The 21,857-nt window shown below is 44.8% G+C and carries 21 protein-coding genes and 1 pseudogene; 15 read left to right on the forward strand and 7 right to left on the reverse strand.

Annotation, left to right across the window (positions count from 1 at the left end):
• Nucleotides 1–39 precede the first annotated feature (39 nt).
• On the forward strand, nt 40–330 hold the full coding sequence (locus HMPREF3034_RS13175; RefSeq protein WP_369796375.1) for an ABC transporter transmembrane domain-containing protein: 291 nt from the start codon (nt 40–42) through the stop codon (nt 328–330).
• 100 nt (nt 331–430) lie between these two features.
• A pseudogene (locus tag HMPREF3034_RS09740) lies at nt 431–1,401 on the forward strand (ATP-binding protein).
• Between the two features lie 4 nt (nt 1,402–1,405).
• Here the strand turns inward: HMPREF3034_RS09740 and HMPREF3034_RS09745 are convergent.
• A complete protein-coding gene (locus tag HMPREF3034_RS09745) occupies nt 1,406–1,930 on the reverse strand; it encodes a YcxB family protein (protein ID WP_036898210.1) in 525 nt (174 codons plus the stop codon).
• 193 nt (nt 1,931–2,123) lie between these two features.
• On the opposite strand from HMPREF3034_RS09745, the gene HMPREF3034_RS09750 reads away from it, so the two are divergent.
• From HMPREF3034_RS09750 to rd, 4 genes are all read left to right on the forward strand, one after another.
• Nucleotides 2,124–3,989, forward strand: coding sequence for a glycoside hydrolase family 35 protein (locus HMPREF3034_RS09750; protein WP_036898208.1), 1,866 nt, complete (start codon nt 2,124–2,126; stop codon nt 3,987–3,989).
• Between the two features lie 136 nt (nt 3,990–4,125).
• Nucleotides 4,126–4,830, forward strand: coding sequence for an ABC transporter ATP-binding protein (locus HMPREF3034_RS09755; RefSeq protein ID WP_036898205.1), 705 nt, complete (start codon nt 4,126–4,128; stop codon nt 4,828–4,830).
• Nucleotides 4,827–6,185 (forward strand): DUF5687 family protein, encoded by a 1,359-nt coding sequence (locus HMPREF3034_RS09760; RefSeq protein WP_036898202.1) that lies wholly within the window; start codon nt 4,827–4,829, stop codon nt 6,183–6,185. The genes HMPREF3034_RS09755 and HMPREF3034_RS09760 overlap by 4 nt, the downstream gene beginning before the upstream one ends.
• 124 nt (nt 6,186–6,309) lie before the next feature.
• Nucleotides 6,310–6,474, forward strand: a complete 165-nt coding sequence (gene rd / locus HMPREF3034_RS09765) for a rubredoxin (protein WP_062435174.1) — start codon at nt 6,310–6,312, stop codon at nt 6,472–6,474.
• Between the two features lie 287 nt (nt 6,475–6,761).
• Here rd and HMPREF3034_RS09770 read toward each other — a convergent pair whose 3' ends face one another.
• The 5 genes from HMPREF3034_RS09770 to HMPREF3034_RS12670 form a co-directional block, all read right to left on the reverse strand.
• Nucleotides 6,762–7,685: a M28 family peptidase gene (locus HMPREF3034_RS09770; protein ID WP_369793932.1), complete on the reverse strand. Its 924-nt coding sequence runs from the start codon at nt 7,683–7,685 to the stop codon at nt 6,762–6,764.
• A gap of 89 nt (nt 7,686–7,774) precedes the next feature.
• On the reverse strand, nt 7,775–9,565 hold the full coding sequence (locus HMPREF3034_RS09775) for a membrane dipeptidase (protein WP_062435177.1): 1,791 nt from the start codon (nt 9,563–9,565) through the stop codon (nt 7,775–7,777).
• Nucleotides 9,566–9,572: 7 nt separating this feature from the next.
• Nucleotides 9,573–10,049, reverse strand: coding sequence for an Lrp/AsnC family transcriptional regulator (locus tag HMPREF3034_RS09780; protein ID WP_036898194.1), 477 nt, complete (start codon nt 10,047–10,049; stop codon nt 9,573–9,575).
• A 150-nt stretch (nt 10,050–10,199) separates the two neighbouring features.
• Nucleotides 10,200–11,234, reverse strand: coding sequence for a C1 family peptidase (locus HMPREF3034_RS09785; RefSeq protein ID WP_062435181.1), 1,035 nt, complete (start codon nt 11,232–11,234; stop codon nt 10,200–10,202).
• Nucleotides 11,235–11,284: 50 nt separating this feature from the next.
• A complete protein-coding gene (locus HMPREF3034_RS12670) occupies nt 11,285–11,422 on the reverse strand; it encodes a hypothetical protein (RefSeq protein WP_156431098.1) in 138 nt (45 codons plus the stop codon).
• Between the two features lie 9 nt (nt 11,423–11,431).
• Here HMPREF3034_RS12670 and HMPREF3034_RS12675 point away from each other — a divergent pair, with 9 nt between their 5' ends.
• From HMPREF3034_RS12675 to HMPREF3034_RS09800, 4 genes are all read left to right on the forward strand, one after another.
• On the forward strand, nt 11,432–11,590 hold the full coding sequence (locus tag HMPREF3034_RS12675; protein WP_156431099.1) for a hypothetical protein: 159 nt from the start codon (nt 11,432–11,434) through the stop codon (nt 11,588–11,590).
• Between the two features lie 277 nt (nt 11,591–11,867).
• On the forward strand, nt 11,868–12,203 hold the full coding sequence (gene rbfA, locus HMPREF3034_RS09790; RefSeq protein ID WP_036898190.1) for a 30S ribosome-binding factor RbfA: 336 nt from the start codon (nt 11,868–11,870) through the stop codon (nt 12,201–12,203).
• A gap of 94 nt (nt 12,204–12,297) precedes the next feature.
• Nucleotides 12,298–13,539: an FtsX-like permease family protein gene (locus HMPREF3034_RS09795; protein WP_062435184.1), complete on the forward strand. Its 1,242-nt coding sequence runs from the start codon at nt 12,298–12,300 to the stop codon at nt 13,537–13,539.
• 172 nt (nt 13,540–13,711) lie between these two features.
• A complete protein-coding gene (locus HMPREF3034_RS09800; protein WP_062435187.1) occupies nt 13,712–14,134 on the forward strand; it encodes a hypothetical protein in 423 nt (140 codons plus the stop codon).
• A 39-nt stretch (nt 14,135–14,173) separates the two neighbouring features.
• Here HMPREF3034_RS09800 and HMPREF3034_RS09805 read toward each other — a convergent pair whose 3' ends face one another.
• Nucleotides 14,174–15,889 (reverse strand): Na/Pi cotransporter family protein, encoded by a 1,716-nt coding sequence (locus tag HMPREF3034_RS09805; RefSeq protein WP_036898174.1) that lies wholly within the window; start codon nt 15,887–15,889, stop codon nt 14,174–14,176.
• 87 nt (nt 15,890–15,976) lie between these two features.
• On the opposite strand from HMPREF3034_RS09805, the gene HMPREF3034_RS09810 reads away from it, so the two are divergent.
• From HMPREF3034_RS09810 to HMPREF3034_RS09830, 5 genes are all read left to right on the forward strand, one after another.
• The gene (locus HMPREF3034_RS09810; RefSeq protein ID WP_062435190.1) at nt 15,977–17,638 is read left to right on the forward strand and encodes a nucleoside kinase; all 1,662 of its coding nucleotides are present in this window, start codon (nt 15,977–15,979) and stop codon (nt 17,636–17,638) included.
• Nucleotides 17,639–18,042: 404 nt separating this feature from the next.
• Nucleotides 18,043–18,474 (forward strand): type II 3-dehydroquinate dehydratase, encoded by a 432-nt coding sequence (aroQ, locus tag HMPREF3034_RS09815; protein ID WP_062435192.1) that lies wholly within the window; start codon nt 18,043–18,045, stop codon nt 18,472–18,474.
• 2 nt (nt 18,475–18,476) lie between these two features.
• Entirely contained in the window at nt 18,477–19,106 is a 630-nt protein-coding gene (locus HMPREF3034_RS09820; protein WP_156431100.1) for an O-methyltransferase, read from the forward strand.
• A gap of 319 nt (nt 19,107–19,425) precedes the next feature.
• A complete protein-coding gene (locus HMPREF3034_RS09825) occupies nt 19,426–20,436 on the forward strand; it encodes a metallophosphoesterase family protein (protein ID WP_156431103.1) in 1,011 nt (336 codons plus the stop codon).
• Nucleotides 20,409–21,362: a hypothetical protein gene (locus HMPREF3034_RS09830; protein WP_156431101.1), complete on the forward strand. Its 954-nt coding sequence runs from the start codon at nt 20,409–20,411 to the stop codon at nt 21,360–21,362. The genes HMPREF3034_RS09825 and HMPREF3034_RS09830 overlap by 28 nt, the downstream gene beginning before the upstream one ends.
• Nucleotides 21,363–21,857 lie beyond the last annotated feature (495 nt).

A 21,857-nucleotide genomic window follows, 5' to 3' on the forward strand; every position in this document is an offset into this window, starting at 1 on the left:
TTTAAATGCTTTTTTTATCCCGAACTCGCGTAATCAATCATTGATAAAGGAGTTGTGGAGAAAAACCTTCATACGATATTGAGATTATCTCTTGTTCAGCTATCTTTTTTTGGGGGTTATATATTATCCAATACTTTAAGTTCTGTCGTATTAAGCAAAGTTAATTTCAATATTGGTATAGAATATGTCGGAGAGTTATTGGAGAAAACAATGAGGCTACCAATGAAATGTTTTGACACAAAATTAAATACAGAATTTATACAACGATTAGATGATTTTAATCGAATCCGTTCTTTCTTAACGGAATATGTAATTAATAATTTATACTAATTTCACGCCATCTATTGAGTAAAATTACTCTGTCTATTGAGTAAAATTACTCAGTCCGTTGAGTAAAATATTGTATTTCGTGTCGAAAAATATAAAGAGTATGGTCTATAAAAGAAGTCAATATCATACGGTAATGCAAAGAATGAAAGAGCCGAGGCAATTCATCCAAGTAGTTATGGGACCACGACAAGTTGGCAAAACAACACTTATTCGCCAAGTATTGAATGACACCGACTTGCCATTTTCCTTTTTTACAGCCGACAACATACCCGCCACACAAACCGATTGGATAGGAGATTGTTGGGCAAATGTAAGAGCCAAGATGAGATTAGAGGCACTTCAAGAATGCATACTCATCATAGACGAGATACAAAAAATTAATAATTAGAGCGAAGCCGTAAAACGCGAATGGGATGCCGATACTTTTAACGGTATCAATATCAAGGTTATCCTGCTTGGTTCCTCGCGCATCATGCTCCTCCACGGACTATCAGAGTCGCTCATGGGACGCTTCGAAGAAATAAGAATGTCGCACTGGTCGTACCCCGAAATGCGCGATGCTTTTGGTTATTCTTTAGAACAATACATCTTCTTCGTAGGCTATCCGGGAAGTGCATCGCTCATCAAGAATGAAGAACGATGGCGAGCTTATGTCCATAGCACTATTGTCGATGCAACCATTAACAAAGACATCTTATACAATTCCGTGGTCAATAAGCCTGCACTACTACGCCAAACATTTGAATTGGGAGCTTCTTATTCGGGAGAAATTGTATCTTTGACCAAGATGATAGGAAATCTCCAAGATGCTGGGGTCACCTGATTAATTATGCCTTTACTCATCGCTACCATCTCAACTACTGGAGAGAGGGAAACGACGAGGTAGGTTTCATTATCCACAAGAACGGTAGAATTGCCACCATCGAGGTAAAAAGCAATAGCGAGACCACTAACACCGCCCTATCAGTATTTAGAGACAAATTCCATCCTATCAACTCCTTGGTTGATGGCGAAGGTGGTATGAAAGCCGAAGATTTTTTCTGTTGTAACCCAGCCGACCTACTGGGATAACCTCTTACATCCTCTTCTTCACCTGCAGACACTTCTTTTCGATAAATCGCCTGAAATCTTCCAAGGTGCCAACGGTGAAACCCTGAGGGTCGAGCATTATACCCGTGTTCTTCGAAAGCAGCAAGGCGATGACATGGGGACGCTCCTTATATTTTAAGATTTGGCTGTAGTCATAATAAGATACATTCTCATTGACGTGGCATACGATTCTGTCTCCGAACTCAAAACATACTTCGGGGTCTTCCACTCCATGCAAAGCCTTGGTGCGTTTCCGCATAGCTTTAAAGCCGCGGCGGGCTGTGAAGTAAGGAGATATGGCCATGAGGCCGAACAAAAGAATAGCCAGCATGACCACACCGCCAACCGTATCGCCTTTCCAGTATGCTATATCCCAAATATAAAAGGCACACAGTAGGATTAAAGCAAAAGCGAGAATATATGTTTTAATACCATATACGATCTTCACAAAATCGTACATCATGGCCTTCGAAAGTCGATACCTATTTTCAAAGAGAGTGTTTGCTTCCATTATATTTACTGATATTTGGACGACACAAATATACATATTTTCCGACAATAAAAGCACCATGAACACTTCATCTTTTCACAACAAATATAAAAAGTTCACACAATAGCGAGACGACTTCGGAAAATTTGCTATATCTTTGCACGAAAAGCAGCCCCAGCTATGGGCTTATTGACTAATAACCATCAACCTAAATATGAGACATTTAAAATTATTTTGTACCGCACTGTTCCTTACTTTGACAGTAGGAGCACATGCAGCAAAGAACGTAAAGCATACGTTCGCTATTCAATCGGGTAATTTCTTGTACGACGGAAAGCCTATCCAACTCCACTCCGGAGAGATGCATTACGCTCGCATTCCGGCTCCTTACTGGCGCCATCGCCTGAAGATGATGAAGGCTATGGGACTTAATGCCGTGGCTACATACGTATTCTGGAACCATCACGAAGTGGCTCCGGGCGTATGGGACTGGACAACCGGCAACCATAATATCAAACAATTCATTAAGACCGCAGCCGAAGAAGGCTTGATGGTGATACTCCGTCCCGGCCCATACTGCTGTGCAGAGTGGGACTTCGGTGGCTATCCTTGGTGGTTACAGAACGAGAAAGATATGGTTATCCGTACCGATAACGAAGCTTTCCTCAAAGCTTGTCGCACGTATTTGACACAGTTGGCCGGCCAAGTGAAGGATCTTCAAATTACCAATGGTGGTCCAATCATCATGGTACAAGCCGAGAATGAGTTCGGTTCTTACGTGGCTCAACGCAAGGATATACCCTTAGAAGTACACAAAGCATACAATGCCAAGATTGTAAAAATACTCGACGAGGTGGGCTTCAACATCCCTAGATTCACCTCAGATGGTAGTTGGCTGTTCAAAGGTGGAGCCGTTAAGGGCATTCTTCCCACTGCTAATGGCGAAGACAACATCGAGAATTTAAAGAAGACCGTAAACGAATACAACAACGGTGTAGGCCCTTACATGGTGGCAGAATTCTATCCCGGTTGGCTATGTCACTGGAATGAAAAGCGTCCACTCGTCTCTACAGAGAGCATAGTGAAGCAGACCAAGAAATATTTGGATGCCGGTGTAAGCTTCAACTACTACATGGTTCATGGCGGAACCAACTTCGGTTTCACCTCAGGAGCGAACTATGCGAAGAAGAACGACATACAACCCGACATGACAACCTACGACTATGACGCTCCTATCAGCGAAGCCGGATGGGCCACTCCTAAGTATAATGCACTGAGAGAGTTGCTCAGCAAGTCGGTAAAATATAAGGTTCCGGCAGTTCCGGAGCGCATTCCTGTCATCTCGATACCACAAATCAAACTCACTAAGACAGCCGATGTACTCACTCTGCTAGAAGGTGTAAAAGCCGTAGAGAGCGACACTCCGCTCAATTTTGAGCAGTTGAATCAAGGTCATGGATATGTACTTTACCGTCGACACTTCAACCAACCCATCAGCGGAATGATGAAAGTGCCGGGCATCGCAGACTTCGGCGTAGTATATATCAATGGTGAAAAGGTGGGTGAACTGAACCGTGTAACCGGCAAGGACAGCTTGGAAATAAACGTACCTTTCAACAGTACACTCGACATCTTGGTCGAAAACTTTGGCCGTATCAACTATGGTGCACGCATCACAGCCAACCATAAGGGTATCATCGAGCCTATCACCATCGGTGGAAACGAGATTACAGGCAACTGGGAAATGCGCGGTCTGCCTATGAGCGAGATGCCTAACGTAGATAAGATGCCCGCCGGATACAATGCCGGGGCACCTGTTCTCTACAGCGGTACATTCAAATTGGACACCGTAGGAGACACTTTCCTCGATATGGAGAAATGGGGTAAGGGCATCGTCTTCGTAAACGGAATCAACCTCGGACGCTATTGGAAGGTCGGACCACAGCAAACGCTCTACCTACCGGGATGTTTCTTGAAGAAAGGCGAAAACAAGATCGTCATCTTTGAGCAACTGAACGACGAGAAGAAGAGCGAACTCACAGGAGTCACCGAACCTGTATTAGACAAGTGGGTGAAATAATCTGAGGAGCTAACGGAAATTAAAAGGGAGTTAGTGGGAGGTATCCGACAAGTGTCTGTTATCTTCCGTTAACTCCCTTTTAACTCCAAAGAACTCCCAAGTCGAGCCACCGGCGAAACTTAAATTAAATCATTTCATGGAACTACAATTATGCGAATTGAGCAAAGTCTATGGCGAAAAGACAGCTCTTAGTATCGACACACTCACTTTCAAGAGCGGAGAAATCATCGGCTTGGTAGGCAACAACGGAGCAGGGAAAACCACCCTGCTCCGATTAATGCTTGACCTGATTAAGGCAACAACGGGACAAGTGCTCAGCAACGGAGTCCCTGTCAACGAAGACACGACGTGGAAACACTACACAGGGTCGTACATAGATCGTCGTTTCCTCATTGATTTCTACACACCCGAAGAGTATTTCCAATTCATAGCCGACGCTTACGGAATCGACCACGACATTGCAAAAATGCGGTTGGAACAATATAGCGACCTCATGCACGACGAGGTGTTAGGCACCGGCAAATACCTCAAAGAATTCTCAGAGGGCAACCGCCAAAAGATAGGAATCATCGGTGCGATGCTCATTGAGCCCCAAATACTGATACTCGACGAGCCTTTTAACTACCTCGACCCGTCGTCACAAATAGCTGTGGCACACCATATCAAGCGACTCAATGAGCGACTTGGCACCACCGTTATCATCTCCAGCCACAACCTAAACTACATTACCGATGTGACTACCCGTATCCTTCTCTTGGAGAAAGGGTACATCGTCAAAGACATTGCCAACGAAGCCGGCAGCGCATTTGACGAATTAAACCATTATTTCATAGCCCAATGATACGCTTACTTCTCCACATGTGGCTCGTTCAGAAGCGTCGCAACTTCGAATGGAGACCTATCATTGTAGCAGCATACTTCTATTTTCTTACGCTACTTTGTGCTTGGATAGCCCTTGAAGTTGGGGGCGCAAAGGCATGGCAGCTACTCAAACAGGGCGACGACACGGCTGTTGTATCGATGATAGCCATTGGTTTTCTCATCCCGGACTTCATCATGAAGCTCTTCATCATGCACCCCGATACAGACATGAGCGACTTCGTGAAGACGCGTCCCATCCCCTCTCGTCAGTGGACATGGCTGCTATACATCACTCTAAGCGCCGACCTGATAACCTTATTCTATCCACTTCTACTCCTTCCATTAGCCATCTATCGCGGCAGCCTTGCCATGTTCGTGGTATCATTGGCTGTATCTTATCTCAACGCCACATTGATATTGGCCTTTCACAAAGCCCACGGTTGGGAGTACAAATTGCCTGTCTTCATCTATCTGCCTTTCTGCTTGATATGCCTTTTCCTCCATACCATCAACCCATTCGCACTCTCCGGTGGAGCACATGCCATCGTCACACTGCTGATTATCGCCCTCCTCATCGCCCCGATATTCTACTATACCAATCGGCTGGAGAATTATCCCGATGAGCGTAAAACCTCATCACGTCGCACCAAAAGTATACAACGGTCAGGGTTATTAACCGACTTGCGACGTCTGATGCGCATCAAGCGCCTGCGTGTATCCTTTTGGATACTCATAGCCTGTTTCCTTTTCAATGCGTATAACTATAGTTACACCAATCTGTCGGGCGAGTCTTTCACCATGGCATGGAACCTGTTAGCTCTCACAGCTGCCGCCATGGGTATCGGGCAATGGGGCATTGGCATCGAAGCCAACTATCTCCACGGACTTTGGACGAAGCCTTTTGACATCGAACAGCTACTCCGGCGTAAATACAACATGTATACCGCGCTCACCCTTATCTCTTCTATTACGATCCTGCCTATCTATATTTGGATGAATCATAAGCTCATAGACTGGGTAGCCATCGTCGTGTTTGGGCTCGGAATTGTCGACCTGGTACTCATCGCATTGACGCTCACATCGAAACGGGCCGACCTTTTTGGTGCTTCGGTATTTAACAATCAAGGCTTCGACATGAAAGCTTACATTGCCACCATGTCCGTATTCGGAGCCATTATCGTGTACGGAGTGCTGCATTATCTGCTGCCTCAACCATGGAACTATATCGCGTTGATGGGTTTGGGCATCCTAGGTTTGCTCATACGCAACAAAGCATTACAGACCATAGCTAACAAGCTTACAGAGCGACGCTATCGGTTGTTGGAATCAGACTAGCTCATATCGAATAAGATTTATTTCTAAAAATAATTCCAAAACCGTTTGGAGCGTATCTATATTTTATCTATCTTTGCCCTCAACAAGATTAAAATATAAAGTATTAATTAAAACTATAAGCATTATGAAGAAGTATGTTTGCGACGTATGTGGCTATATTTATGACCCTGAAGTAGGTGATCCTGATGGCGGTATCGCTCCCGGAACAGCATTTGAAGATATTCCTGAAGATTGGGTTTGCCCTCTTTGCGGTGTAACCAAAGAAGATTTCTCACTCGTAGAAGAATAATATAACAACGCTTTTGCAAGTGCAAAAGCATATATAACGTACACTTCCGACTCGCTCGTTAGCGCACGTAAACTATCATGGCCGGGCAATTTGTCCGGCCATTGTTATGAAAAAGAAGCCCTAAAGGGTTACCCATACATAACGAATCAGGTTAAAGTACTCCCCTTTCTAGCTTCTCCCCCTCTCTATGGGAGAAGGAATCATTAGCGCATCAAAAAAATCCCGGCCTTCCACAATAGGGAAAAACCGGGATAGAAGTTATTATTCCATTTGCCTACAAACCTCTTTTACTCCATAAACAGCACCTGAATAACGGTTTGTCCCACCGCTTTGAGCGTGTTCTTATCAATATGCTGCATGTCGTCGGCAAGGGTATGCCAAGTGGGACCGAACGAACTTTGCCTGCAATCTGGATAATATGGGATAATATCAATAGTAGGAATCTTGGCAAAATCGTTCACCGGGATGTGATCATCTGTCACTGCTCCACCATCGGTCTTGGGGAAGAAGCTACCATAACCGGCCGACCTAGCTGCACGCCACACTTTCTTAACAATGTCGGGAGCATACTGCTTAGACATCTGTTCTTGGAAGAATCGGGCTCCTTGGCCACCTACCATATCGAGCAAAATTCCGTAACGAGGGGCATAACCACCCGGGATATGCTGCGCCCAATACTGTGCTCCAAGTGCCCAACTTTCTCCATCATCTTCAACATCAGCCCATTGTGGGGTGCCCCAATCTTCAGCATCGAAGCAAACAAAGTCGACACCGATGTTCAATTTCTTATCTTGATTGAGCAATCGAGCTATCTCCAACATGACAGCCACACCACTAGCAGCATCGTTAGCAGCCATAATAGGCTTGTGCCAATTAGCAGAATCGGGATCGTTATCGGCCCAAGGGCGACTATCCCAGTGGGCACATAGCAAAATACGAGTAGTGAGTTCGGGACGATAAGAAGCCATGATATTTTGGCTCTTCAACACAGTTCCATCGTACCCCGTAAGGTCGGCACGCTGTATTTCGACTTTACAACCGTAAGCTTTAAAACGATTCACTATCCATTCAGCACAACGGTCGTGCCCCACACTGTTCATAGAGCGGGGACCAAAATCGCACTGTGCTTGTGTGAAAGCATAGGCACTATCGGCATTAAAGGCCGGACCTACGGGATTGACCTTCTCCACTTCCTCGGTTTCGGGCAACATTTCTGTTTGCGAACCGTATCCCCCAACGAACGCATAAACGATACCAGCTAATACAAGTAAACTCACTATGATGATGATTGGTTTCTTTTTCATTTTCCGTAATTCTGTACTTGGGTCATTACACGAAGCCAGTTGCCGCCCCATATCTTCCGAATATCGTCTTCGCTGTAACGTCGACGCAACAGTTCGATGGTGAAATTAATAAGCTCGGAAGAGTCGGCTAGTCCCGGAGCACCGCCATCGCCATCGAAATCGGTACCTAATCCGACGTGGTCAATGCCCGCTACGGCAATGGCATGTTCTAGATGTTGCATGACATTGACAATGGAAGCTTCGCTAGGATTCTTACATAGGAAGCCTTTATAAATAGTGATTTGTGCCACACCACCCTTGGCCGCAAGAGCCCGTAGTTGGTCGTCGTAGAGGTTACGAGGCACATCGCAAAGGTCGCGACAGCTGCTATGGCTGCACACAATAGGCGTCTGGCTAATCTCCAAAGCATCATAAAAGCTCTTAACACCACCATGACTGAGGTCGACCATAACTCCACAACGGTTCATTTCGCGAATCACTTCTTCACCAAACTCGCTCACACCGTCGTGCGTATGGTTGGTACGAGCAGCACTATCACATATATCGTTGTCACCATTATGGCACAGCGTGATATAAACGATACCGCGGTCAGCAAAGTGCTTCACTAAATTGAGGTCTTGACCCAGTGCAAAACCATTCTCGATACCCAGCATGATGCTCTTTCGACCGGCCGCTTTATTCTCATAAAGTTGTTGCGGAGTGCGAGCGATAGATACATAGCGACTATTCGCAGCCACTATTTCTTCTATCTTATCAAAGATGAGATTGGCATATTGTGTAGGCGTGATAGTCGCACCGGGACGGTGCATGCTCGTCTGAATCTTGGCATAATCGACTAATTGAGAAAAGTCTTCACCCTCACGAGGTTGCGGCAGATAAGACACCATTGTGACGGCATCTTGTCGACCATCGGTCATCTTGTGCAAGTCGACAAGGATGCGTGGATCGCGCCTTTCAAAATGAATACCTTGTGGAAAGAACATTGGCGTGTCGCAATGGGTATCGAGCGTCAACACACGACTGTGTACATCGCATGCCTCACGATACTCTGCTGCCCGTTTCACAAGCCAAGAAAAAAGCTTCAACCCGTCGGCTTCGAGCCATTCGGGATGCCACTGCACACCCAAGAAGGACTTATACTCGGTACTCTCCACCCCCTCTATCGTGCCATCGGCAGCCTTGGCCGTAATGCGGAGATGCTTGCCCGGATTGTCAACAGCTTGATGATGGAAACTGTTGACAAAGATGTTTTCCGACTCGTATATATGATATAGGTAGGAATCTTGCTCTATCCGAACGCTATGCGTAGGCAGTGTGCGGTCGGCATTCTGCGAATGTTTCACTTCCGTCGTACCCATGTCCTGCCGTACATGCCCACCTAAAGCAATGGTCAAAGTTTGTATACCGCGACATATTCCCAATATAGGAATCTGCCGATTCAAGGCCAATCGACAGATAAGAAGTTCGGCTAAGTCGCGCTCACCATTCACATGCCCCACACCGGATTCGGGTTCTTCGCCCGTCCAAAGAGGATTCACGTCGGCCCCACCGGTCAAGATGAGCCCATCGAGATGTTCAAGTGTGTTGATGATGACGTGGCGGTCGGCCACAGGAGGGATGATAACGGGCGTTCCTCCAGCCGCTACAACCTGCTTATAATATCGGTCGCGCAGCGTAGCATCGATGTCGGCGTGATCAGACGTCAACCCGATAATCGGCCGGTGATTACCTTCCGGAAACGTCGCATAAATATCGTTGAGATGCGACTCTAAGTTAAAAGATTCCATGTAATTACTATTTCTTCGTGTCTTCGTCTATCTTGACGGGTATTTCGCGCTTGATACTCTGCTCCAATGAAATCAAGGTTTCAGTGCTCACCACACCGGGAATACCCTGCAACTGATTGTTGAGCAAGTCCATAAGCTGCTCATTGTCTTGGGCATAGAGTTTCACCAACATCGTATAAGGACCGGTTGTGAAATGGCATTCCACAATCTCAGGAATAGTCTCAATACGCTCTACCACTGTCTTGTACATGCTTCCACGCTCTAGATTGAGCCCCACATAAGTACAAGTAGAATATCCCAGACTCTTAGGATTGACATCGAAACCACTCCCGGTGATGACTCCACCGGCCATCAAATGCTGTACACGCTGATGAATGGCTGCACGCGAGACACCACACTCGGCTGCTACGTCTTTAAAAGGAATACGTGCATTGTTAGAAAGAATACTAAGTATCTTCTTGTCTAGGTTGTCTATCTTTTCCATTTCTTATTTATTTATCCTCTTTAGAGATGTTAAAAGGTAATGTATCTTGCAAGCAAATATAATGAAAACTATTGATACGAACAACAAAAGGAGACGAAAAATAAGGTTTAATGAACAAAATGACATTTCACCAATGCCTTGATACGATTATCATTCAGTACGTGGCATGACCACAGCTACGGTTTTCAGTCGCACATAATCTTCACTTAGATACATGAAGCCACCATATTTATTATGCGTACCCCACGAGTTTTTGGCAATAAAATAGCGATGACCTTGTAAGTCGCGAGCTAATCCTACAAGTTCCATACAATGGTCGTCGGTAGTCAAGAAGTGTTGCAAGTCGCTTAAGCGGCGTATATCTGTGGCCTTACGGTCGTGCTCATCAACCTCGGCCACACCTTGCTTGAAATCGAATCCAAGCTCACTGATGTCCCCTTCCCAACATACCGGATGCCCCTCTGCCAATGTCTTACGAATACGTTTCATCAATTCATCGATGGGAAGATTGTGGAAACGAAAACCTTGGGTGTTATCGGGCAACTCTAAAGCCACCTCTTCGCCCCAAGGATGATGGGCAAAACTCGTGAAAGAGACGTACTCGTCTCGGCCACAAACACTATGAGCAAACTCCAAAGGAGTATATTCTGCTCCCAGCATGTGGACATAGCGTGACGGCATATATCCCATAGCGCGGTCTAGCATATTGTCGAGTTGCTCAGTCATATTATCGATTCCAATGCGTCGAGAAGCGGACATATCGGCCAAACGAGCTACCTTTCGACTCAATACAGCGACATTCAAACCATCCTTATCCTCATAGCTATCATAGGGTTCTGCCCCCACTGTCATCAGCATATCAATGAGTAGCGGTGCCATCCCGCGTAAGCTGAAGATACTAGCACCCTGCGACAAATAACGTGCACGGGCCATTTGCTGCAATCGCATGCGGGTGATGAAGGCTGTAGAGATATTCACCGAGTCGCCTCGCATCAAGTGCTCGCTCTCAATGGTGGCCAACATGGCATAGGCCCAACATAGTTGTCCGCTTCCTTGATTCTTTACCGGCGTAGTCTTAATGACCACATCATTGACAAATAGACTCCTTTCCTGCTCGGTCTTTACAGGTCTACTACATCCCGCCAAGACCACAGCAATGGCTATATAAAACAAGTATTTTCTCATGATTGCAACATTTTTATTGCGAATATAGATTGATACATACTTCCAAACCTTTAATAGCTATAGACTATTTCATCGAATTCGTCGGTACGCACGTAACCTCGTTTCACCTTATTCAAGGCTATCTCTCTCAGTATCCCTTTCGCCACAAGCCCCATAATATCAGTCTTTACAGTATTGTTACTAATCATAAAACGCACTTGAGCATCTTTGACTGTAAGAATCTCATTGATATTCTCATCGAAAATCTTGATGATTTGAGCCTGCCGCTCATTAATATCACCAATATGAAAGAATCTATTGGCTGTATCCTTCTCAGCCTGTTTACGTTTGATAACAAGTCTATTGATAAAGATTGATATTTATGCGCAACGATGAATTGAGTCGTCTGATAATTATTAAATATCATCTATTACAGGGGGAATTTCTATCATATTATCAAGTATTGAACGCGCCAAAGATACGCAATTCTTCTCAATATTATAAGAATTGAGAAGAATTAAGATGCTTAAAACGTATTTTTTAATACTGAGGATAAACCGATGAGGTGCTAATTAAACATAAAAAGTAAAAGAATCTTAATGTTAACATTCGTAGATTTTGTAACTTTGCCCTACAACATATATGTTTTAGACTATGCAAGAGACAAGACAAAACCGCATATCGCGCTTACTCCAAAAAGAGATTGCAACTATTTTTCAGGAGCAAACACGCCTGATGCACGGCACCATGGTGAGTGTGACACGCGTTAAAATCAGCCCCGACTTGAGTATTTGTACGGCATATTTGAGTATATTCCCATCGGAAAAAGGGGAAGAAATGCTCAAAAACATCGTTAAAAACGAAAAGACCATCCGCTACGAATTAGGCAAACGCGTACACAATCAGTTACGTATCATCCCCGAATTGCGCTTTTTCATCGACGATTCCTTAGACTATATCGAACGTATAGACGAATTGCTGAAGAAGTAAGAGAGTTTACTAGGAGACAAGTAAACGAGTTAACAAGTCTTTTAGATTATTCGAATAATCGACTAATCGAGTTACCGGTAACTTTTCAAACTACATGAATTTCCCACTGTTCATAGCCCGCCGCTACCTCTTTTCCAAAAAGAGTACGAACGCCATCAACGTGATTTCTGTCATATCGGTGGTGGGTGTAGCCGTTGCTACAATGGCTCTTGTCATTGTACTGAGCGTGTTCAATGGGTTTCACGACTTGGTTGCTACACTATTTACCAACTTCGACCCGCAACTGGAGATTGTTCCTACCAAAGGGAAAACAGCTCCCGCCGATGATCCAATCCTCACGAAAATCAAGGCATTTCCACAAGTAGACGTGGCAACAGAGAGCGTGGAAGACATGGCACTCGCCATGTATCAAGGTCAACAAACGATGGTGACCATCAAAGGAGTGGACGACAACTTCGACCAACTCACCCATATCAAGAGCATACTTTACGGAGATGGACAGTTTGATTTGCACGCCGGAAACCTCCAATACGGTATTCCGGGCATCCGATTGGCACAGACTTTAGGTATCGGAGTACGTTGGAACGGTTTCTTACAAATCTATGCACCACAACGCGAAGGGCAGCTCGACATGACAGACCCTTCAAGTGGATTCGTGCAAGACTCCCTTATATCAGCCGGTGTAGTCTTTGTTGTCAATCAAGCTCGATACGACAAGAACTATATCCTTACCTCCATCGTCTTCGCTCGCAACCTCTTTGGACAGCAAGGCATGCTGTCTTCGCTCGAAATACGGTTGAAAGACGGGAGTAACCTCGACGAGGTAAAAGCGCAAATGCAACAGATTGCAGGTAATAAATACACTGTCAGAGACCGCTTCGAACAACAAGCCGATACCTTCAAAATCATGCAGATAGAGAAGATTATTGCCTATCTGTTCCTCTCATTTATATTAGTAGTGGCTTGTTTCAACATCATCGGATCACTCTCCATGCTCATCATTGATAAGAAAGACGATGTCGTCACACTGCGCAATCTAGGAGCTTCCGATAAACAGATAACCCATATTTTCCTATTTGAAGGTCGTATGATTTCGCTCATCGGTGCCGTTGTAGGCATCGGCTTGGGTTTGTTGCTTTGTTGGTTACAACAACGTTACGGCCTTGTATCGCTTGGTAGCAGCAGCGGAAACTTCATCGTGAACGCCTATCCCGTAAGTGTTCACTACGACGACATCCTCATTATCTTCATCACAGTGCTTGCTGCCGGATGGCTATCCGTATGGTATCCTGTGAGATACTTGAGCAAAAGACTTCTCGGAAACGGTGAGAAGTAGACTCCGTCAAGAGTATTTTCTACTTTGTTATAATATATCTCGTTAAACTCGATTAACGAGATGTACCGATTGTGTGAACCTATATTTCCACCATTCACAGTAATTTTGCCTTCGAAACTTCTGAATATGAGCAGCAGTTTTCAAGATAACAACCCTTTTTAATCATCAGAACATGAACGAAATCTATTCAAACAATCAGAGACAACTAGACCAACAAGAGAAAAGAAACAGGATAAACAAGGCCATCAGTCAATTGGGAAAAGAGATGGAACAATTGCTAAAACTAAGTCCCGGACACAAGAATTATTACTGGAAAGGTACCACCACCGACCTCATAGAAATGGTGTACGACACCGACATGATGTGTGAATTACGCGACCGTCGAGGCTGCCCGTTCACCTTCAAGCACATGATTCACCATGTTTGTTCAGTACTCCATGTCTACGAACCGCGCAATCCAAGAGCCTACGTACACCGGGCACGTACACGAAAAGAAGTCCGTCAGACAGCCTTTCTAGACCGTTATGCGGCACTCATGTGTGACGATAGTAACCCTATGAAACGGCTGATAGGCCACATACCTGCCCAAGATTAAATGAAAGAGGTTGAGCTGTGTTGCTCAACCTCTTTTTTATTAGATTACATGTTGGCGTACTCCCAAACGAGCCTCAACCACATTCACCACGTAATCGCCTAATTTCTCACACTCCTGTATCAAGTCCATGTACATTGTTCCTACACTATAAGTGTATAGATGATTGTTAATGTCATTGATATTCTGCGTGCGTAGCTGGTTACGGAAGTTGTTTATTTCATTCTCAATATTGAAAGAATGATTGGCATCCAGCTCCTCTCTACATCCCACAAAGAGTGTATTCATCTGCGTAAGTGCATCATTCGTGAGTTGCATCATCTGGTGGATATGCTCATATTGCTGCTCCGTGAAGTCTTCCTTGCTCTGCTGCAAACGACTAATGGTACGAGCCATGTTGAAACAGCTATCACCGATACTCTCAATCTCTGATATTTCGCGCAACATAGCACGTATCTTCACCTTCGTATCATCACTCAAATGGGCACGCCCCACCTCGTCCAAATACTTCGCTATCTCTATTTCCATATTATCAGAGATACCTTCGTATTTTTCAATCCTGCTATACAACTTCACAAACTTGGCATCATCGGTCTCCTTCAACAATTCCGGAACCATACTGAACATACGCTGGATACGCTCAGCAAACGACTCGATTTCTTTCTGAGCTTCCAACACCGAGAGTTCAGGTGTACGCATAATACCAGTTTGAATAAAACGTAGACGGAAGTCATCTTCGGTATCTACATTGCCCGGCTTGATAAGCCAGCAAACCAATTTCTCTATTTGCGGGATGAACCAAATCAATATTCCTGTGTTCAACACATTGAAGGAAGTATGGAAAGCCGCCAATACAATAGGCAGACGAAGAGTCAGTTCCTGCGTAGAAAGGCTATGTCCGTCCGGATCATAATCTACAAATCCGCACACCATACGCACAAACGGATAGAACAAACAGAGCACCCAAACCACTCCTATAACGTTGAATACCAAATGGGCCAATGCTGTTCGCCGTGCTTGTGTATTTGCTCCGAGAGCCGCAAGATTAGCCGTTGCCGTGGTACCGATATTCTCTCCCATCACAAGGGCGATACCTAGATAGATAGGCAGCACACCGCTGGAACACAACATGATAGTGATTGCCATCACAGCGGCTGATGATTGCACCACGCAAGTGATAACCGTACCTATCAATAGGAAAGTAAAGATGGTGATATAACTATTGGTATCGAATGTTTCAAAGAAATGGATGACAGCAGGGTTGTGCTCTAAATCAAGGTCTTTTCCTGCCCCGCTGAGTAGCACAAGACTGAAAAATAAGAATGAGATACCGAAGAGGAAATCGCCTGCATAACGGAATCGGCGTGTATAAATGAGAACAATACCAACAAGGAAAGCCGGGAAGACAAATTCTGTGAGGTCAACTGAATAGCCAAACGACATAATCCAAGCGGTAAGCGTAGTACCAATGTTGGCTCCCATAATCACCGATATAGCTTGAGCCAAAGTCAACAGGCCGGCATTAACAAACGAAACCGTCATCACTGTGGTCGCCGAAGACGATTGCACTGCACAAGTGATAAATGTACCGGTAAGCATTCCGGTGAATCGATTGGTCGTCATGGCACCTAAAATGTGGCGTAATTGCGAGCCGGCCATCTTCTGTAAGGCCTCACTCATCACCTTCATACCATAAATCAACAATGCTAATGAACCAACAATCTTAAAGAAAATCAACACATAATCACTTGTTCCCATATTTTTATTTTTTTGTCATACTGTCTATTTGGAACTTATACTGCTTTTTGTTACCTTTACGCTCATCAATCTATAATGACTTTACGAATGAAACAAACATTACAAATACGTTGCAAAAATAATAAAAAAACTCTAAAGGTCGCAATCGGAAGCACACTTTCTGACGTTTTTAATGAATTAAATTTGCATCTACCTTACGGCCCCATCAACGCCAAAGTGAACAATAAGGTGGAGGGAATGAACTTCCGACTCTTTCACAACAAGGACATCGAATATCTGGACATGCACAGCAATTCGGCCTCGCGATGCTACACACGAAGCCTTTTCATGGTATGTTGTAAAGCCATCCACGATCTCTATTCGGGTGCCGAGGTAGTGATAGACATTCCTGTTTCCAAAGGTTATTACGTGAATTTGCAAATAGGACGAGACATCACGACAGACGACGTAGACCGTATTCGCACACGCATGCAACAGATTATCGACGCCCATATACCCTTCCGCCGCTTCGAAGTACCTACCGAAGAGGCCATCGAAATGTTCCGAATCAAGGGCGACGAGGCCAAAGTAAAACTACTCAAGAGTGCGGGGCGTCTCTATACCACATATTATCAGCTCGACGATTTCGTGGATTATTTCTACGGTTCACTACTCACTAACACGGCCGGCCTCTATCTTTTCGGCCTCGAACTCTTCAATCAAGGGCTTCTGTTGCGCATACCTTCGCAAGACAATCCGGCAGTATTATCCGAGATGACCGACCAAGATAAGATGTTCGAGATATTCCGTGAGCACCACCAATGGCAAGACATTATGGGCATTCGCACCGTAGGCGACATCAACGAAGCCGTAAAAGAAGGTAAGACAACGGAACTCATCAACGTCTCGGAAGCCTTACAAGAAAAGAAGATTGCACAAATAGCCGAAGAGATTGCAAACCGTAAAGGGGTGAAACTCGTGCTACTCGCCGGGCCATCGTCATCGGGTAAGACCACCACCTGCAAGCGATTGTCCATCCAACTCATGACCAATGGTATCAAACCGTTGCAAATTTCGCTCGACGACTACTTTATCGACCGCGAGCAAACACCCAAAGACGCCAATGGAGAATACGACTATGAAAGTATCTATGCCCTCAACTTACCACTCATCAACCACCAATTCAACGCCCTGTTCAATGGAGAAGAGGTAGAATTACCAACGTATAACTTCCAGACAGGACGCAGTGAGATGAAGGGAAAGAAGCTACGCATGAATGAGAATAATGTACTCATAGTGGAAGGCATTCACGCCCTTAACCCCGAACTGACGGCTCAAATACCTGAAGAACAGAAGTTCCGCGTCTACGCGTCGGCCTTGACCACTATCTTACTCGACGACCATAACTACATCCCCACGACCGATAACCGACTCTTACGACGCATTGTACGCGACTTCAAATACCGCGGTGTCACCGCACAGGAGACCATCCACCGATGGCCATCGGTCAGAGCGGGCGAGAATAAATGGATATTCCCGTATCAAGAGAACGCCGATGCCATGTTCAACACAGCCATGCTTTTCGAGCTGGCTGTGCTCAAGACACAGGCCGAACCATTGCTTGAGCAAGTACCAGAAGACTGCGAGGAGTACAGCGAAGCCTATCGTCTAAAGAAATTCCTGCGCTATTTCCAACCTATTAGCAACCGAGACATCCCGCCCACCAGCCTTCTTCGCGAGTTCCTTGGGGGTAGTTCTTTTAAATATTAAGCCCATCTCACCTCTCTTCAACGAGTATATATTGCGAGAATAGCAGCTCTTCCCATAGAAAATAGAGGAAAAAGAATCCTCTAATATGGTTCCCAAAAACTCCTTTAGTTGCTTTACGAAAATATAAGTGGAGAAATAAATATAAAGGTAAGAAATCGTTTCCAAACATCGAAGCGACTTCTTACCTTATATTGTTTTATCGCATGACTATCCATGATACCAACTAAAGTGCAACTAGCCGATGGCTAAGATGTAGAAAACGTTATATAAATAGAGGCTAGAAAACTTGTCTTTAGATAGCAAAGCATAGCTAACATTACTTAAAACCACGGGATAATTCTCTTTTATTATTGCTTGAATCCCACCACAATTTACTATCTTTGCCCATATATCATAGCAAAGAGATGAAGAAGAAAATATTGATCATGAATGGTCCCAACCTGAATCTGTTGGGCGTCCGCGAGCCCGGTATCTATGGCAACAATTCGTTTGATAGCTATCTACCAAGTTTACAGAATAGATTCCCGGAGGCGGAAATATCCTATTACCAAAGTAATATTGAAGGTGAACTCATCAACAAGATGCAGGAAGTTGGATTCAGTTACGATGGTATCGTGCTGAATGCTGGTGCCTATACGCACACTTCCGTGGCTTTGCTCGACTGCATCCGCTCACTCAAATGCCCGGTGATAGAAGTGCATATCAGTAATGTACATAGCCGAGAGGAGTTCCGCCATCATTCTATGATTTCTTCTGGGTGTCTAGGAGTAATAGCCGGGTTCGGCTTGCGATCATACGAATTTGCCGTCATGGCACTTGTAGAAGAAAAGAAGTGAGCATGATTTCTTTAGACGACTACGTAGTAGAACATAGCGAAAAAGAACACGAATACCTCTATCGGTTGTACCGTGCCACCAATATATATACCATACACGGTCGCATGGCAAGCGGTCGGGTACAGGGACAATTACTAAAAATGCTCGTACAAATGCTTCGTCCGCGTAACATTCTGGAAGTAGGAACATTCAGCGGATACTCAGCCATTGCCATGGCGATGGGCTTGGAAGAGGGTGGAAAGGTATGGACGTTCGAGATCAACGATGAGATGGAAGACTTCACACGGCCTTGGATAGAACAAAGTCCAGTATCCAATCGCATCGAATTTATCATTGGCGATGCCAACATAGAGGCTCCCAAGCTGGGTATTGAGTTCGACATGGCGTTTGTGGATGGCGATAAACGCACGTATATAGAGACCTACGAGATGGTGATGAAGCTACTCAAGCCGGGTGGTTACATCTTGGCCGACAATACATTGTGGGATGGTCATGTGGTAGACTCGGCCTACGACCACGACCATCAGACCATCGGCATTCGCTCGTTCAACGACCATGTGGCTGCCGATGAGCGAGTAGAGAAAGTCATCTTAACTCTACGCGACGGGCTGACACTCATTCGTAAGAAATAACCGTCAAGGTTTTTATGCGGCAACAAAGTTTTTCTTTGTTGCCGCTTTTTGTAAAGTATAGGCAGCAATAGACACTACCATAGCTAGAACGTCATTGCACCACAATACCTCTTCATCTGTTTTAGTTGATAGTTTATCTTGTTTTTGGCTGTCATTAACGAAAAACAGGCTATAAAATCAATGTTTTTGGATTGCTATTTGTGAATTATGGCCGTTTCATATAATTTTGTGGACGAAAGACACTGGGCACTTCATAGAGTCCACGGTGTTAGATAATAATCATATCCATGAGTGATTTAAATTCCTTAATAGAAAAATGATGAAAAGAAAGTTTACTTTGATGCTCGCATTGTTGTTGGGTTTCTACACCATGAGCAATGCTCTGACTTTGAAATTCAATAGCAATGGCGAGTTTAAAATCGTACAGTTCACCGACGTACACTACCAAATCAACAATCCACATGCGGCAATTGCACTGAAATGTATCGACGAAGTGCTGACCAAAGAGCATCCCGACCTGATTGTATTGACCGGTGACGTGATCTATTCATCGCCAGCCGACAAGACATTACGGGTGGTCTTGGACAAGATTTCTTCGTATAATATTCCTTTTGTCTATCTCTTCGGCAACCACGACCTGCAATTTGGTATGACCAACGAAGAACTTTACGACATCGCACGCAGTGTGAAAAACAACATCATGCCCGACCGCAAAGGTGGCCTATCGCCCGATTACACGCTGCGAATCAAGTCGCATAAGGGTAATCGTGATGCTGCCGTACTTTATTGTATGGACTCCCATAGCATGGCACAAGACTCTACCATTGGCGGATATGCGTGGCTTACGCACGACCAAATAGACTGGTATCGCATGCAGAATGCACAGTTTACAGCCCTCAATGGTGGTAAACCGATGCCTGCATTGGCTTTCTTCCACATCCCATTGATTGAATATAGAATGGCGGCAACCATCGAAGATGCCACTCTCTATGGCACACGTATGGAGCCGGCATGCCCTCCGACCATCAATACCGGCATGTTCTCAGCCATGCGTTTGGGTGGCGATGTAATGGGAATCTTCTGTGGTCACGACCACGACAACGATTATTCTGTGATGTATAAGAACATTTTGCTGGCCTACGGTCGCTTCTCCGGGGGCAACACAGAGTACAATCATCTGAGCAATGGTGCCCGTATCATCGTACTTAAAGAGGGAAAACGCAGTTTCGACACTTATATCCGCCTGCGTAAGGGCGACGTCATCGACCGTACCACTTACCCTGACAGCTACGTCAAAGACGATTGGCAGAAACGACCGGTAGAACAGTAAACAATGTCGAGATGCTCAATAAGCCAGTTACACTCATCATATTACTGTTATCGGTTTGCCTTCCCATGCTCGCTCAAAATAGGTTGGAGCCGTGCGATAGGGGGCATTACAGAATTTGGCAGAATATATTTGACCGATATTACAACGAAGGTGCTTGGTATCAGTATATCGTAAAACCGTCGTTTACCCCGCCTTACGCTTTGTATCTTCGTTATCCTATGGAGGGAAGAGCGTCCTACATTTTGGAAGCGAAAGATAAAGAACAAACTTATAAGATGCAGTGCGACACGACCGTTTATCTCCGATTGGCCGCGCTTATGGAGTATGCCGTGCATACGGCCCAATACCCTCTATCGGGCCGATTGGGGCTTGACGGTGTACAATATTTCTTTTTTGAGTGTGAAAAGGGTACGACGATTTGGACGCCTCAAGCGCATAGTATAGCAGCGCTTCTAACTACTCTCATGGATAACGTTTGGCATGCTGTGAAACAACAAAATTCTTCTGCCATTCACCAACAGAGGGAACAAATAGATTCACTTACCTATTATTTTAAATCATTGATACCCGATGAGGAACAAATATGCGCTTCTGAAAATTCGCTTGGAGGTGTGAATTTGCATAATAGGAATAACAACATCTATCTCGTATTTCCTCAAACCAAGGAGTCGCCTGATGCCATTAAGAATAAATATGGGAAGTTGTTCCTTACTGTAAGCCGATGGTTGTTTCTCCATACATCTGTTATTGATTTAAACGGACATATCGACATGACGGTCAAAGCAGACGATATGTTTACAGATGATACTTTCAAGCACTTACCTTGGAGGTATTATCTAACGGTCAAAGAGAGCGACCTAACCGAGGAAAGGCTCATTGCGGTGCTTAGAAAACGCTTTGCTTCTCAGCTATATCTGCCGAAATAAGGTGTGTTCATGGTGCATTCCTTCGACGTTCTATCATAAGATTTTGTTTCAAAGCCTTTGGTACTGATGGTTCATCATAGCCTTTTTCCCCTTTTGGGAAGAACAGATTGGGACTTAAGCAGCCTCTCCCCATCCCTCTCCAAAAGGAGAGGGAGTAAAGAATAGACCTTTTCCGTCCCACAACTAAAGGACTTATCAACTCGAAGCCATCTCCCTTCCCTTTTGGGGAGGGGCGGGGTGGGGCTGTAAAGGACTGAGGTGGGGCTGTTGCACCGCCTCCGCAACATCGCTGCCTAGCCTATTCAGAAACGCTGAAGAGTTGAGGCAACAATGCTGAAAGAGCTTTGCAATTTTCTAATAGACAAATGGACGAGTAAACAAGCTTATGAATTTAGGAGTGAGAAGTGAGGAATTAAGAGTTGAGAGGTAGCCAAATGAGCAGTAAGAAACCCACTTTATAGTCGCTTTTTTGCACATTTAACGGCTATAAATTTT

The sequence above is a fragment of the Prevotella sp. DNF00663 genome, assembly GCF_001553265.1.
Lineage (GTDB): Bacteria > Bacteroidota > Bacteroidia > Bacteroidales > Bacteroidaceae > Prevotella.